Source organism: Acinetobacter sp. ANC 3882 (assembly GCF_022549545.1).
Classification (GTDB): domain Bacteria; phylum Pseudomonadota; class Gammaproteobacteria; order Pseudomonadales; family Moraxellaceae; genus Acinetobacter.
In genome coordinates this window covers 187549-202614 of record NZ_JAKZGB010000004.1, presented here as the reverse complement: position 1 = coordinate 202614, position 15066 = coordinate 187549, and the positions used below count along the sequence as shown (strand labels likewise).

Sequence of the window (15066 nt, the reverse complement as noted above, 5' to 3'; positions counted from 1 at the left end):
AAAGTATAGATAACAGCAAAAATAGCATTTGTGAATATACCACAAATCATCCATTCTATAGCTCACAAGGTTGAACAAAAGGTCGTCCAATGAAAGCCCAAGCCCTATCAATACAGAATGAGCCCCTCACCACTGCTCCTGATTGTAAGGCACTATTCACGGGATTTATGAAATTGGGATTGATGGGTTTTGGGGGTGTTTTACCCTTGGCACATCGCATCATCGTTGAAGAGCACAAATGGATTGATGAAGGTAAATTTACCGACTTACTTGGTGTCTGCCAATTATTACCGGGTGGAAACATCATCAATATGTCAGTTGCAATTGGTATGGAATTCCAAGGTGTAAAAGGTGCAATCAGTTCAGTGCTTGGTTTGATCTCCGCACCGACTGCAATCGTCCTGATCATCTACCAAGTCTACGAGTATTTTCAATACCTCCCCGCAGTCAAACATATGATCCAAGGTCTAGCCGCAGCGGCAGCAGGCCTACTGTTTGCAACAGGATTTAAAATGCTCAGGCCCATTTTAAAAAGTTATCTGACTATTTTCACGATTGGATTGACCTTCGTGTTTATGATTTGGATCAAGCTGCCGTTGGCGCTGACTTTGGCTATTTTGCTCGCCATTAACATGTTGGTTTTAGGAGTGAAAAAATCATGATCCTACTTACCCTTGCCATTGTATTCACTCAACTTTCTCTACTGGCTTTTGGTGGTGGTAATGCCATTTTGCCTGAGATGCAGCATCAGGTTGTAACAGTACATCAATGGATGTCTGCGGAGCAATTTAGTTCACTGTTTGCGATGGCCCAAGCTGCACCTGGTCCCAATATGATGATTGTGCCTTTGGTGGGTTGGCATGTCGCAGGACCAGCAGGATTATTGGTCACCTCGCTGGCCAAGTTTGGGCCCTCTTCAATTATTACCATTTATGCACTTAAATTCTGGGAACGTTTTAAAGCCAATCCCTTACGCGCTCGTTTTGAAAAAGCATTGAAACCGATTACCGTGGGTTTAGTTCTGGTCAGTGCGTGGTTGATTGCCGATGCATCTGCACAAAATCTGTTGTTGGTGATGATCGTGATTGTTACTGCAATCCTCGGCATGTTTAAAAAGATTCATCCGCTCTGGGTGATGGCTGCGGGTGCAGGACTTGGAATTGCCTTCCTTTAAGTCAGCAGCAATAAAAAACCTGCTCGATGCAGGTTTTTTATTGCTAAAAATTGAACTACCAAATACTGACACGCTTTTCAGGTGCCAAATACATTTTATCCCCTTCTTTGATTTTGAAGGCATCGTAGAACGGCGCTTGATTAACTAAAGCACCGTTGGCGCGAACTTTATCAGGTGCATGTGGATCTGTTTTTAAATACACAATCGCTTGAGCTTCACGGGTTTTGGCACGCCAAACTTGCGCCCAGCCCATATAGAAACGCTGCTCACCTGTTTGCCCATCAATCACGGGTGCGGGCTTGCCTGCTAAGGAAATTTGATAGGCTTTATAAGCAATCGATAGACCTGAGTTATCTGCAATATTTTCACCCAAAGTCAGTTCACCATTGACGTGATAGCCTGCAATTGGTTCATAAGCATTGTATTGCGCCACCAAAGCCTGTGTTTTGGCTTTAAAGCGTTTGTGATCTTGTGCGGTCCACCAATTACGCATATTGCCCAATTCATCAAACTGGCTGCCCTGATCATCAAAGCCATGGCTAATCTCGTGACCAATGACGCTACCGATTCCACCATAATTCACCGCATCATCAGCATCGATATTAAAAAATGGTGGTTGTAAAATCGCGGCAGGAAATACAATTTCATTTGAGGATGGATTGTAATAAGCATTCACAGTTTGAGGCGTCATAAACCACTCATCACGATCAACTGGCTTGCCTAACTTATCTAAATCGTCTTGATGTTCAAACTCTCTGGCACGAATCACGTTGCCAATCAAATCACCTTCTTTAATATCCAGAGCTGAATAATCATGCCATTTCTTTGGATAGCCCACTTTAATCGATAAGCTGGCTAATTTCTTTTTGGCCTGTACTTTGGTTTCAGGACTCATCCAATCCAGTTGACTAATGCTTTGATCATAAGCCTGTATCAGGTTTTGAACCAATGTATCCATGCGCTGTTTTTTATCTGCAGAAAAATGTTTTTCCACATAGATTTTGCCCAGACCATCACCCAATACTGCATTTACGGTTTGTACACCACGCTTCCAGCGAACTTCTTGCTCTGCGACATCACGTAAGGTTTTACCGTAGAATTCAAAACTCTCATCTACAAACGCTTTGTTTAAGAATGGCGAAAAATTACTGATCAAGTTCCATTTGAAATAAGCTTTCCAAACATTTAACGGTGTTTTATTCAAGACTGGATCAAACGCTTTGAAATAACTGAGCTGATGAACTTGAATCGTCTGAACTTTATCTTTTACACCCACAGTCGTTAGATAAGTATCCCAATCAAAGCGATGACTTAACTTAGTTAAGTCTTTGAGCGGGTAGATATTGTAGCGTTTGGATAAATCACGATTCTGTACGTTGCTCCATTGGATTTTGGCCAATTCCGTTTCAAGCTTTAGAATGTCTTTTGCATGCTGAGCGGCTTGCTGATCACCTGCCAGTTGGAGCATTCGTTCAATATGCTTGAGATATTTGGCACGCGTCTCGACAAACTTTTCATCATCTTTTAAATAATAATCGCGATCTGGTAAACCGAGTCGGCGTTGCACTAAACCTGCAATCATCACATCAGAGCGTTTCATATCTTGATCGATACTGACATCAAATGGTGTTCTGACTCCAATACGCGAGAAATGTCCCATTAATTGAGCAAAATCTTGTTTCTTTTGAAGTGCATCAACCCGTGCCAACTCCTGTTGTAAAGGTTTAATACCTTGAGCTTCAATCGCTTTTTCATCCATAAAGCTGGCATACAAACTTGAAACTTTTTGTTCGACCGTACCCGTGGCCCATTTCTGTGCAGCCAAGTCGTCAACGATACGATGCAATTGATTGGTTGATAATTCATGCAACTCATTGAATGCGCCCCAACGAGACTTATCGGCTGGAATTTCAGTTTGTTTAAGCCATGTTCCATTCACATAATCATAAAAATCCTGATTGGCACTTACGCTTTGATCAATATATTGTCGATCTATACCTGAGATTTTTTCAGCTTGAGCAGGTTTAATTGCTTGGTCTGCCCATACATGTACAGTACAAGCAGTCAGTGCAAGCGCTAATGCACTTTTGAGCAATACAGGTTTCATGCATTATCCTATTTATTTACGTTTTCAACTGTATAAGAGAGAAATGAAAGATCATTAATTTTATCAAGGGACTATAGTGAAACCACAGGCTCAAATAAAGTCATTTTCACAGAAATACATATGCAAACGTCACATAAGAAACAAATCCACTCAGCATATAGCCAATAAAAAAGCCTTCACATCAACTGAAGGCTGACTAAAATTAGGTCATTCAAACTAATCTAACGTTTTTTCAAATGTGCGAAGACGTTTATAAATTGATAGCAACTCAATAATCGTTGGCCATGAAGTGATAAGATATTGAAAAGATTTTCTAACCAATTGGAATACATTCATAATCTGCATTATGATCCCTAGAGTAATCGCACCTGCTGCAATTGAAGGTGCTAAAATAAAAAATCCATATAAATTATCCAATTGTAAATACCAAAACCGCACTAAATTAAAATAGGTATAGTGGAAATACAATTTAAAGTAGTTCAAACGTACCTTACTAAATAACTCTTTTAGTGTTAAAGGATCAGCTCGATCAGCATGGTCTTCACCATAAACTAACTCTTTACGATATGCAGCTTCAACCTTTTGATTATTAAACTCCAATCCCGGAAGCTTAGCACCAACTACCATTAAGACTACGGTTCCAAAAATTGCCCAACCTAGAGCAGCTATCATTAGTGTATGGGGAATTTCGCCAACTATAGGTAAAACTTTGACGTGAACTGAAAGCTGGATCAAAATCGGTAAAAAGGCGATTAAAGTCATAATCGCCTCAATCAAACTTACACCTAGCCCCTCTAAAGTCCCAGCAAATCGCATCGTATCTTCTTGAATACGCTGAGATGCACCTTCTATATGACGTAGTCGCTCCCAATACTGGGTATAATAATCATTCATTGCTGTACGCCAGCGAAAGATATAATGGCTAACAAAAAATAAATTCAATATAGCGATGGTGACATAGACCATGGCTATCAAAATAACAGTAAACATTCCACTATAAAGCTGCTTTAAATCACCTCCACCACTCGAAACCATTTTCTGTATTAATGAATAAAAGGGGTTATACCAAGCATTCAATACGACATCGACTTGTACCGAAAACCAAACATTAAACAAAATAAAAGCAGAGCCCCAGATTGACCAACGCTGCCATTTATTGTCTGAAAAGATACGCCAGAAACCAGCAAATAGAGCAGTTGCGGCAAAAAACCAAGCATAAAACCAAATAAAGGAAGGAGCCCAAAAGCGACTGACATCAATGGGTAATTCCGCATCAGCATAGCCTTTGGGAAAACCAAGATACTCACCCCAGCTATGCCCACCTGTGTACCACAACAGCATATTGAGTGCTAGCCACACCAGCACTGAAATAAAGAACAGGCGTGGGTTTGGAAAGAATGACTTAAACATCGTGTTTAACAATCCTTGTTATGTTGCAATTAATCGTATAGGTCATCCTATGACCTAAAACTTAAGATTAACTGATAAAAAAGTTTTATGATTTGTAGTTATTTACCTGTTTTTCTCTCTTTTTAATAGCTTTTTGTAGATGATTTACAATTTGTTTTTTTGCCTGAATATCAGTTTAGTAAATGGACTCAAACAGTTAAGTCCATTCGAAGCTTACCCTCGACTTATTGACGCGGTGATGCCGTACTCATTTTCAAAGCAATATCTTGCCGTTCCGTTGGAGATGGATAAGTTTTACTTTGAATTGCCCATTGAATCTCTGCCAACTTTTCATTAGCAGCATCCGCACCTGCCTGCATGGTTAGCTCACGGCCTTTGACATCAAAGATATGCGCCTTCTCACGTAGGTCAGGTTGAATCACGATGTCTGCATCTTTCAGCTCTTCCTCAGCCAAACGCCCTTGCATGATATTGATGTTTTGGTTGAACAATCCCCACACATTGCTCGTCTCGGTATGGATCGGCTGAGCCAAAATATCGACCGCTATCACCACATCTGCGCCAAGCTCACGCGCAACCTGAACAGGTACTGGGCTGACTAAACCGCCATCGACATACTCAACATCATGAATTTTGGTTGGCACAAACATACTTGGAATCGATGCAGAAGCACGTACTGCCTGCCCTGTATTGCCATAGTTAAAGACTGTTCTGGTGCCATCTTTTAATTCAGTCGCGACCACATACATTGGAATTTTCATCTTTTCTAATGGCATGTTATGCACTTGTTGATTGATATAGTCCTCAACCTTCTTGCCATCAAAAAAACCCTTTAAACTGACATTCACTTCTCGAACATCATTGGCTTTAAGTTTTAAGGCAATATCGCGTAATTCGGCAGGACTTTTACCACTGGCATAAATAGAACCAACAATGCTGCCTGCGCTGGTTCCAACAATGAAGTCAGGGCGAATACCTTGTCGCTCCAATACTTCAATCACACCAATATGCGCATAGCCGCGTGCACCACCACTACCCAATACCAATGCAATCACTGGACGTTTTTGCTGCTGTTTAATCGAACTAAACGGTTGGCTGACAGCTTGAGCTTGGGCATCTTCAACAACTGGAGTCAAATGAGATGTGGTTTGGCAACCTGCCAAAATCGTCATTGAAAGACCAAGCATCCATAATTTAAGCTGTTTCATACGCAACAATTGCCATATTTACGATATTTCTTGACTAAATTTTAGCGCTTGCCAAGTCTAAATGCTGTATCAATTTTTTGTATTTTTCATAAAAACTTCACAAAAAAGCTCCTCGAAAGGAGCTTTTTTAATATGACGAAACTTGAGTTAAATCGAATTACCAAATATCAGAGTCGACTCTTTTCTTCAACTCTGGATAGTTATCAATCTTAAACTCAGGCTCTTTAATCCCTTTCTTAAGCTGCGAGGTATAATCTTTCAACAAAGTACGCGCCATTGGTGTGAGCAGCAAGATTGCAATCAAGTTAATGGTTGCCATGATACCCATGAACAAGTCCGCCATTGACCAAACCAGTGGAACGCTACCGATCGCACCGAAATACACCATCACCAACACAAAGATTCGGAAGATGAACATCACTTTCGGATTGTTATTAATAAACTGCACATTACTTTCTGCATAAGCATAGTTGCCTAGAACAGCTGAATAACAGAATAAGAATAACAAGATCGCTAGGAAGTCACCGCCCCAACTACCTACTTGTGTCTCCAATGCACGTTGGGTCAGTTCAACCCCAACGAAGCCCGCATCATGGTACACACCTGATACCAAGATAATGATCGCTGTACTGGTACACACAATGAAGGTATCGACGAACACACCGAGCATTTGAACCAAACCTTGGTTCACTGGATGTTTTACATCCGATGCTGCTGCCGCATTCGGTGCAGAACCCATACCCGCTTCGTTTGAGAACAAACCACGCTTAATCCCTTGCATCATTGCCATCGAGATCATTGCACCGAAGAAGCCACCCGCTGCCGCATTAAACTGGAATGCTTCAGTAAAGATCAGTTTGAAGATACCTGGTAGAAGTTCGTAATTGCTGATTGCGATATACATCGCAACTGCAAGATAAAGACCTGCTTTTAACGGTACGAACATTTCTGCAAATTTAGCAATACGTTTAATACCACCAAAAATTGCCAAAGCAACCAAAACAACTAATGCCAGACCGACCCATGAAATTTCTAGATCAACGCCACCTAAGTGTGCAATCAGATTGGCTTTGTCCCAACCCCATGCATGTGAAGACGCATTGGCGATCGCATTGATTTGAACTGAATTGAATACAAAGCCATAAGTAAAGATCAATGCAACGGCAAAGATTACACCAAAGGTTTTACTACGTAAGCCTTGGGTAATATAGTAGGCTGGTCCACCCCGGAACTGCTTACTATTACTATCTCTGACCTTAAATAACTGCGCGAGTGATGACTCAATAAACGCTGAGCTCATCCCCAAGATCGCAGTAAACCACATCCAGAACACCGCACCCGGTCCACCAATCGCGATCGCGATTGCAACACCCGCAATGTTACCTACACCCACACGGCTTGCTAACCCCGTTACAAAAGCCTGAAATGGTGTAAGTCCATGTGAATCTTTCTCTTCACCTTTGGTACGGCTGCTCTTCATGACCTTGATACTGTGGAAGAACATTCTAATCTGTACAGCTTTGGTCGCAACAGTATAGAAAATACCTACAGCAAGCAGGAAAACAACGAGGAAGTCCCATAAAGGATCATTGAAAAAACTTACCCAAGCCATCAGGGTGTCATTTAATTTTTCATTCATCACTTATTCGCTTTTAAATATTTTATGTACATCCGTACATATACGATAACAATGGATGAATCAAAAAAGCCCCGCTTGGAGCTTTTGATCCGACTTAGGCAAAGAATTTCAAAATTAATTGAATTACTGTTGCGTTAATTAAATCAACGAAGAACGCACCACAAAGCGGAACAATCAAGAATGCTTTATGAGATGGTCCATACATATTGGTAATCGCTTGCATGTTTGCAACCGCAGTTGGTGTTGCCCCCATACCAAAACCACAGTGACCTGCTGCCAAGACTGCCGCATCGTAGTTTTTACCCATGACACGGAAGGTCACGAATGCTGCATACAATGCCATAGTAATGGTTTGCGCACCTAAAATTACGACAAGTGGACCAGCCAAGTCTGCCAATTGCCATAATTTCAACGACAGCAATGCCATTGCTAAATAAAGCGATAATGAAGCATTACCAAACACATCAATTGCACGATCAAAAATATCAATTTTCAATACGCTTTCTAAGATATTACGTAAAATCACACCGCCGCCAAGTGCCCAAACAAATGTTGGTAACTCGAACCAAGTTCCTTTACTAAAACCAGTCATGAATTCTGCAAATGCTAAACACGCAGCAAACATACCTAAAGTCGTAATGGCATTGTCCGCAGTGATTAAACGGACTTGATGTGGATTTTCAAATGGCGCTAAGTCGTCAGGATGTTGATCTAAATGTGTATCGCGATCTTTGATCTCTGCTGGCGTCTGAGCTTGAGAAAGGCTATAGCGGTTAATCAACAATTTCGCCAATGGACCACCGATAATACCACCGATAATCAGACCAAAAGTTGCACTCGCCATACCTAAAGCTAAAGCACCTTGAATCCCATGCTGAGTTTCAAGAATCTCGCCCCATGCACCAGCTGTACCATGTCCACCCGTCAATGTGATTGAACCTGCAATCAAACCAACCAAAGGATCAATACCCAACAGCGTTGCAAGGCTTATACCGACAGCGTTCTGTACCACGATGAATGACGCGACACAGATCAAGAAGATCACTAACCCAATGCCACCTTCTTTGAGCTTCATAAAATTGGCACTTAAACCAATAGAAGCAAAGAAGATCAACATAAAACTGGTTTGTAATTCACTACTAAAAACAATGCTGTAACCCCAAAACGAGTGTACAAGTAGTGAAAGTACAGCTGCAACTAAACCACCTGCAACAGGTTCAGGAATGTTATAGCGTCTTAAGAAGTCAATTTTATTAACGAGCAAACGCCCTAATAACAAAACGATAACCGCCGAAATTAGGGTATAGAAACCATTAAAAGTAAATTCCATATCTTCTTCCGTTTATTTTATTTGTTATGCCGATGATTTTTCACCACGCCATAGCAGATAAAATAGTAACTCTCAAAATGAGTGAAAACTCAATCAACTTAATAAAAAGCATACAGTTCCAAGCAAGAACCTCAGTGGGATTAAGCTATTCAGTTTTCACAGATGATTTGCACCTATAGGATAGATGGCTTAGAAGTTATAGCGAGCCATTGCCCCTACACGATTATCCTTCCCTTTTTGCCCATCAAAGGTTTTACGTTCGCCATAGATATACTCTAGACCAAACGTAATTGGTGTTACCGGTGAATACATGATATTCCACCAACCTTGTTGCAAGGTTTTATTCTGCGCAGTATCTTTTGCGACAATCGCCTGTTTTGCAAAGTCATTGCTGTCATCTGCAAACATTGCGCCATAGGCCAATGTACTGCGTAGTTTCGGCGTGATTTGGTAGGTTGTACCCACTGTTAATGCATCAAATTCATTCAAATTTAAGCCAAAGTTATTTGGATTTACATTGTAGGCATTGTTGGTATACAGCAAGAATTTGCTATCACCTTTGACATGCGAATAGTCAATCATGGCTTGTAATGCATCAGTGAATTTATATTTTGCACCGACTGCGACCCCCCAACCCAACTCAGAGTCACCTGCATTGAGACGGTTATTATCTTTGTCATAAGTCGCTTTGCTACGTGCCTCTGTCAGTAAGGCACGTGCAGACGTGGTCCCTTGACCTTCAGCAAAATCATATTTCAATTTTGACGTTAACGCGGGCGCACGATTGTCATCATTACCTTTTTCTAAAGCAATCGCATAACTTGTATCTGGATTAAACTTGCCGCTGTAACGAACCATTGGCGTACGATAAGTACCAATTCCCAATGGCGAGTTAAAATCAAGCATCTCTGGCTGTAAATCTGTTGCCAAGAAGGTTGAAGTTGTTTGACCAAATAGCCAATCATTCAAGGTTAAATAAGCATGGCGAATACGAATGGTGTCATTGCTGGTACCTCCACGGAAATCAACTTCGAGTTTTCCGCCAACATTTGCGCCTTCAACAGGTGCTTTGAAATCAAGACCTAAACGCGTTACCGTTGCCGTGCTATAGAAACGGTCACTGTTCTTTTCAGCACCTTCTAGATCGACTTTATTGATACGGTTAAAGATTCCGTCTCCACCTTTGGCTTGGTAAGAGGCATCGCCACGTAAGAAACCATGCAATTTCACTTCTGCACCAGAAGCTGTATTAAATACCAATTGTGATTTTTTAGGTACTTCAGATACCACCGAGACATTTGCTGGGTGATCAGGATGGGTTTCTGCTAGATTGGAATGCTGTTGCGTTTGAGCAATGCTATTTTGTTGTTTTGCTTGGGGAACATATTGCTGTAATAGTGCTCTTAATTCCTTCACTTCATCACGAAGTTGTTGAATCTGTTCTTGCTCGCTAGCAGCGTGTGTACTGTTCATCATTAAGGCTGCAACAGTGATTGCTAAACCTTGCATTACGAACGGCTTACGGATGAGAGATAAACTCATGAGAAGCTCCTTGTATATGGTGTATATTTCAACATTTCCCACAGACATAAATTGGATAAATTCAAGATGTCTGTAAATAGAAAATCCCCTCACCTGATCAGTAAGGAAGGCCTAATCAATATTTTAAAAAGGGCGTATTATGCATAAATTTCGGATATTGTGTGTACTTTTTATTTAAGGAGTTTTTGGCATTTGACTTAAAATCATAAAATAATTTTTCGATTTCATTATGTTACTATTAGTTTTCTTTTTCACACAAACTTAACAAAACATAAAAAAGCCACAACAACTTTGCTTAATTTATTTATTTTAATGATTATTTTTTAAACAAAATCAGATCAATAAACGAAAAGTCCTCATCAAATATAACGGATTGCTTTATAGTCTTGCTCAGATGACAAGATCAAATGATAAGGAGTTTTTATGAACACGGAACAAGTCCGCCATGTGGATGACGCTATCACATCTCGCCACTCCGTACGTGCCTTTTTAGATACCCCAGTAGAAACACAAACCATTAAAGATATTTTGACCGTGGCAAGTCGTGCACCTTCTGGCACCAATGTACAGCCATGGAAAGTCTATGTGGTTACAGGACAAAAACGCGCAGAAATGATTAACCGTGTTTGTGCGGCTCAAATTGAACTATTTCAAAAGCCTGAGCTTGCAGCACAGTACCCAGAAACTTTTGCGTACTATCCAGAAACTTGGATTTCGCCTTTTATTGATCGTCGTCGTGCCAATGGTTGGGGACTATATGGCCTACTAGGTATCCAGAAAGGCGAAAAAGAAAAAATGGCAGCGCAGCAATTGCGCAATTTTCAATTGTTTGATGCGCCTGTTGCATTGTATTTCACAGTCAACAAAATCATGGGCATTGGTTCAAAAATGGACATTTCCATGATGATCCAAAATGTCATGGTTGCTGCCAAAGCACGTGGTTTAGACACCTGTCCTCAAGCAGCGTGGAATCATTTCCATCCAATCGTCTTAGATATCCTAGGCGCGCCTGAGGATGAAGAATTGGTCTGTGCAGTGGCTTTGGGTTATGCAGACCCTGAGCATATTGTAAATACCTTCATTACACCCCGCGAACCCGTAGAAAACTTTACGGTGTTTCTCGATTAAGCTGCTAACTCAAGCAGTTTCTCTAAACTGAGAGACTGCTTTGCTGTTTTCCAACCTTTATAATCGCAAACAGACCAGCACTGGTAAATAGCAACATCATGATGCCCATATTCAATGATGCTTTCCAGATCAGAAAATTAAGAATCACGCCACCCAATAAACCACACGCAAATTGCATACTGCCCATAATCGCGCTGGCTGTTCCAGCACGTGCGCCTTGCTGAGACATTGCCAATGCCATTGCATTTGGGCCAGTCAAACCAATACCTGAAATCACCAAGAATAGACCCGACATGAGCAACCAAAGTGGTGCGTCTGCCATCAAGCCTGCACTCAACACAATCAATGCACCAAAACATTGAATTGAACCACCCAAACGCAAGCGTTGAAAAATTCCCATGCGAGTGTTGAGATGTTTATTGATGGATGACATCAACATGATCCCCGCTGCATTCAATGCAAATGCATAAGAGAAATGCTGCTGAGACAATCCATACTGCCCCATAAAGACCGCTGAAGCCGAGCTGATATAGCAGAATAAGGCCGCACCTGTTAAACAGCCTGCGAGCATCGGTACGCGAAAACTTTCATCTTTTAAGATGGCCGCATAGAGTGTTGTGACTTGATACGCAGATAATTTTAAACGGCGCTCGACAGGCAATGATTCTTTAAAGAAGAAGTGGACACACAACCAGCAAATCACCCCAATTATAGACAGCGTAATAAAAATCACCTGCCACGGGAAAAAGTTCAGAATCCATGCACCAAACATCGGCGCAAGAATAGGTGCCAACCCCATAACGATCATCATGCTTGAAAATGCTTGCGCAGAACCTTGCATATCAAGTCGATCGCGAATTGCTGCTCTGGCCATCACCACACCCACACAACCACCCAGAGCTTGAAAAATACGTGCTGCAATCAGCGCCCATTCATTGGTGGCAAAAGCACATACCAAACTGGCGATAGCGTAGAGGCTTAAACCGAAATATAGCGGCTTTTTACGTCCAATGCGGTCACTGACAGGACCATAAATCAATTGTCCAATCGCCAGCCCCAAGAAATACGCGGGTAAGGTATTCGCCACCATTTGCGTACTTACCCCAAACTCATCTGCCATTTGAGGCAAAGCAGGTAAATACATATCAATCGACAACGGCCCCAATGCGGTTAACAAAGCAAGCAACAAAATCCATGCTGTTGAATATTGACGTTGATTGGTTTGCTCGGCCTGCATAATGCACTACTTTTCACTTATTACTGGATTCTAAGCTTAGCATCCTCAACATATTTGTGCATAATAAGAATCAGAAAATCGATTGCAGAATATAAAAAGGACAAACTTTGAATCCTTGGTTCGGACGTTTAAGACAAGCAACCTATAACACCACGTTAATGTATAACGTGCGCATGTTAATCGCCTTTACGGGCACAGCTTTTGTTCCCTATCTTTTAAATTATCAATTGGCGACTATTCCACTAACTTTGGGTGTGGTTGCCGCAGCGATTAGTGATATTGATGACCGTTTTTCTGTACGGATCATGAATCTGATCTATACCTATATTGGATTCTTCATTACCGCTGCTTCGGTTCAACTGCTCTTTCCCTACCCTGTTGCTTTTGCAATTGGACTGATTGCCTCATGTATTGGCTGGATCTTACTCGGCTCTTTAGGTCGGCGCTATGCGACGATTGCTTACGGGTGTTTGGTGGTCTCGGTCTATACCATGCTCGGAGTGCACTTATTTGAACAATGGTATCTACAACCCGCGCTGTTAGTGCTTGGGGCAGCGTGGTACGGACTGCTCTCTACCATTAGTTTTCTACTTTTTCCAGTGCGAAAAGTACAAGATCAGTTATCTGCCTCATATACGGCATTGGGCAGCTTCTTATTTGCCAAATCAAATTTATTTGATGTGGATATGACGCCCTCAAGCTATCAACAAAGCATGATTGATATTGCCTTGGAGAACGGCAAATTAGTGGCGATCTTTAATGATATGCGCATGTCCCTGTTGACCCGCTTAAAAGGTGACCGTGGGCAAAAAGATACGCGGCGTAGTCTTCAATATTATTTTGTGGCACAAGATATTCATGAACGTGCAGATTCCGCACATATTGATTATCAAAAGCTGGCCAAAGTATTTCAGCACAGCGACATCTTGTTTCGCTTCCAGCGTATCCTGTCGATTCAAGGTAAAGCTTGTCAGGATCTGGCTCAATCCATTTTGAGCCGTACTCGGTATGTACATAACAAACGCTTTAAACATACTTTTGAAAATCTACGCTTATCGCTGGAAAAGCTCAAACAAGAAGGTCTTTACGATCAGGTGCGAATTAATGCCCTATTTGCACTGTATCAAAACCTTAAATCCATTGATGCACAATTACAAAACTTAGAAACTGAGCGAAATCTACAACAGATCAATGCCCAACATGCAGAAAGTCAATTGAAGGACGATGATCTGAAAGGTTGGAATGACATCCTTGTTCGAGTGAAACAACACCTCACCCCTGAGTCCGTGTTATTCCGACATGCAATCCGCTTGTCGATTGTCTTATTTATTGGTTATCTGTTTATTCAGCTCACCAATATTGCGTACGGCTACTGGATTTTACTCACCGCGCTGTTTGTCTGCCAACCCAACTTCAATGCTACCAAACGACGTTTATATCTTCGTATCGTCGGAACTTTGGTCGGGATTATTGTTGGTCTCGCGATTATCTACTTTATTCCTTCAATAGAAGGTCAATTGGTCATGTTGGTGCTGAGCGGTGTTCTATTTTTAGAATTACGTAGTAAGCAATATGCGCAAGCCACTGCATTTATTACCATTCTGGCGTTAATCAACTTTAATCTAGACGGCTCAGCTTTTGCAGCGGGTTTGCCGCGCCTAATCGATACTGTGATTGGCTGTGCCTTAGCTTGGTTTGGTGTTAGTTTTATCTGGCCAGACTGGAAATTCCGCAGACTGCCTCGTTCGATTCAACGCTCGTTACAGGCACAGTGTAAATATCTAGCAGAAGTGGTTGCACAGTATCATCAGGGGCGGAACAATGCCTTGAATTATCGGGTGGTTCGACGTGCTGCACATAATACCGATGCAGAAGTGGCGTCACTCATTTCGACGATTGCCACTGAACCAAATATTGATGTGAATCAAAAAAGCTTGGCATTTGAGTTTTTATGTCTGAGTCATACTTTTTTAAGTTATATTGCTGCCTTAGGTGCGCATCGTGAGCAAATTCAAGATCAACAAGTATTGACCTTACTGGATCAGGCTTTAGATGATATTCAAGGTGCGCTGCTCCGAGATGAAGTCCCTGATTTATCAGCACAAAATATGATGCAAACCATCCGTGAGCGTTTAAACACAGATGAAGATCATGATCCCAAAGCATTAATTATTTTGCAGCAGCTTTCATTGATGCTGAGTGTCTTAACCCGTTTAAGTATGCTGAAACAAAGTTTAAGCCATGAACCTAATGAAGATGGCACTGAGTTTGCATCTCTGTAACGTATCCAC

Annotated in this window: 11 protein-coding genes; 4 read left to right on the top strand and 7 right to left on the bottom strand. The window is 41.5% G+C overall.

Annotated elements, in window-relative coordinates; genetic code table 11:
- Positions 1-89 precede the first annotated feature (89 nt).
- Positions 90-662 (top strand): chromate transporter, encoded by a 573-nt coding sequence (locus MMO42_RS10225; protein ID WP_241320443.1) that lies wholly within the window; start codon positions 90-92, stop codon positions 660-662.
- Entirely contained in the window at positions 659-1174 is a 516-nt protein-coding gene (locus MMO42_RS10220) for a chromate transporter (RefSeq protein ID WP_005296540.1), read from the top strand. Before MMO42_RS10225 ends, MMO42_RS10220 begins: the two co-directional genes overlap by 4 nt.
- A 55-nt stretch (positions 1175-1229) precedes the next feature.
- Here the strand turns inward: MMO42_RS10220 and MMO42_RS10215 are convergent, their stop codons facing one another.
- From MMO42_RS10215 to MMO42_RS10190, 6 genes are all read right to left on the bottom strand, one after another.
- The gene (locus MMO42_RS10215; protein WP_241320442.1) at positions 1230-3281 is read right to left on the bottom strand and encodes a M13 family metallopeptidase; all 2052 of its coding nucleotides are present in this window, start codon (positions 3279-3281) and stop codon (positions 1230-1232) included.
- Between the two features lie 216 nt (positions 3282-3497).
- Positions 3498-4691: a peptide antibiotic transporter SbmA gene (gene sbmA, locus MMO42_RS10210; RefSeq protein WP_241320441.1), complete on the bottom strand. Its 1194-nt coding sequence runs from the start codon at positions 4689-4691 to the stop codon at positions 3498-3500.
- A gap of 224 nt (positions 4692-4915) precedes the next feature.
- On the bottom strand, positions 4916-5899 hold the full coding sequence (locus MMO42_RS10205) for a patatin-like phospholipase family protein (RefSeq protein WP_241320440.1): 984 nt from the start codon (positions 5897-5899) through the stop codon (positions 4916-4918).
- A 157-nt stretch (positions 5900-6056) separates the two neighbouring features.
- Positions 6057-7538, bottom strand: a complete 1482-nt coding sequence (locus MMO42_RS10200) for an alanine/glycine:cation symporter family protein (protein ID WP_005296547.1) — start codon at positions 7536-7538, stop codon at positions 6057-6059.
- A 94-nt stretch (positions 7539-7632) separates the two neighbouring features.
- On the bottom strand, positions 7633-8868 hold the full coding sequence (gltS, locus tag MMO42_RS10195; RefSeq protein WP_241320439.1) for a sodium/glutamate symporter: 1236 nt from the start codon (positions 8866-8868) through the stop codon (positions 7633-7635).
- A 189-nt stretch (positions 8869-9057) separates the two neighbouring features.
- The gene (locus tag MMO42_RS10190) at positions 9058-10410 is read right to left on the bottom strand and encodes a DcaP family trimeric outer membrane transporter (protein WP_005296551.1); all 1353 of its coding nucleotides are present in this window, start codon (positions 10408-10410) and stop codon (positions 9058-9060) included.
- A gap of 423 nt (positions 10411-10833) precedes the next feature.
- Here MMO42_RS10190 and MMO42_RS10185 point away from each other — a divergent pair, with 423 nt between their 5' ends.
- Entirely contained in the window at positions 10834-11538 is a 705-nt protein-coding gene (locus tag MMO42_RS10185) for a nitroreductase (protein ID WP_241320438.1), read from the top strand.
- A 22-nt stretch (positions 11539-11560) separates the two neighbouring features.
- Here MMO42_RS10185 and MMO42_RS10180 read toward each other — a convergent pair whose 3' ends face one another.
- Complete coding sequence (locus MMO42_RS10180) at positions 11561-12775, bottom strand: multidrug effflux MFS transporter (protein WP_241320437.1); 1215 nt, start codon at positions 12773-12775, stop codon at positions 11561-11563.
- A gap of 107 nt (positions 12776-12882) precedes the next feature.
- On the opposite strand from MMO42_RS10180, the gene yccS reads away from it, so the two are divergent.
- Positions 12883-15057: a YccS family putative transporter gene (gene yccS, locus MMO42_RS10175; RefSeq protein WP_241320436.1), complete on the top strand. Its 2175-nt coding sequence runs from the start codon at positions 12883-12885 to the stop codon at positions 15055-15057.
- The last annotated feature ends 9 nt before the right edge of the window (positions 15058-15066 follow it).

Bases quoted from the DNA above. Each gene is read 5' to 3' on its own strand.
- MMO42_RS10225 (WP_241320443.1), top strand. From the start codon at position 90: ATGAAAGCCCAAGCCCTATCAATACAGAATGAGCCCCTCACCACTGCT.
- MMO42_RS10220 (WP_005296540.1), top strand. From the start codon at position 659: ATGATCCTACTTACCCTTGCCATTGTATTCACTCAACTTTCTCTACTG.
- MMO42_RS10215 (WP_241320442.1), bottom strand. From the start codon at position 3,281: ATGAAACCTGTATTGCTCAAAAGTGCATTAGCGCTTGCACTGACTGCT.
- sbmA (WP_241320441.1), bottom strand. From the start codon at position 4,691: ATGTTTAAGTCATTCTTTCCAAACCCACGCCTGTTCTTTATTTCAGTG.
- MMO42_RS10205 (WP_241320440.1), bottom strand. From the start codon at position 5,899: ATGAAACAGCTTAAATTATGGATGCTTGGTCTTTCAATGACGATTTTG.
- MMO42_RS10200 (WP_005296547.1), bottom strand. From the start codon at position 7,538: ATGAATGAAAAATTAAATGACACCCTGATGGCTTGGGTAAGTTTTTTC.
- gltS (WP_241320439.1), bottom strand. From the start codon at position 8,868: ATGGAATTTACTTTTAATGGTTTCTATACCCTAATTTCGGCGGTTATC.
- MMO42_RS10190 (WP_005296551.1), bottom strand. From the start codon at position 10,410: ATGAGTTTATCTCTCATCCGTAAGCCGTTCGTAATGCAAGGTTTAGCA.
- MMO42_RS10185 (WP_241320438.1), top strand. From the start codon at position 10,834: ATGAACACGGAACAAGTCCGCCATGTGGATGACGCTATCACATCTCGC.
- MMO42_RS10180 (WP_241320437.1), bottom strand. From the start codon at position 12,775: ATGCAGGCCGAGCAAACCAATCAACGTCAATATTCAACAGCATGGATT.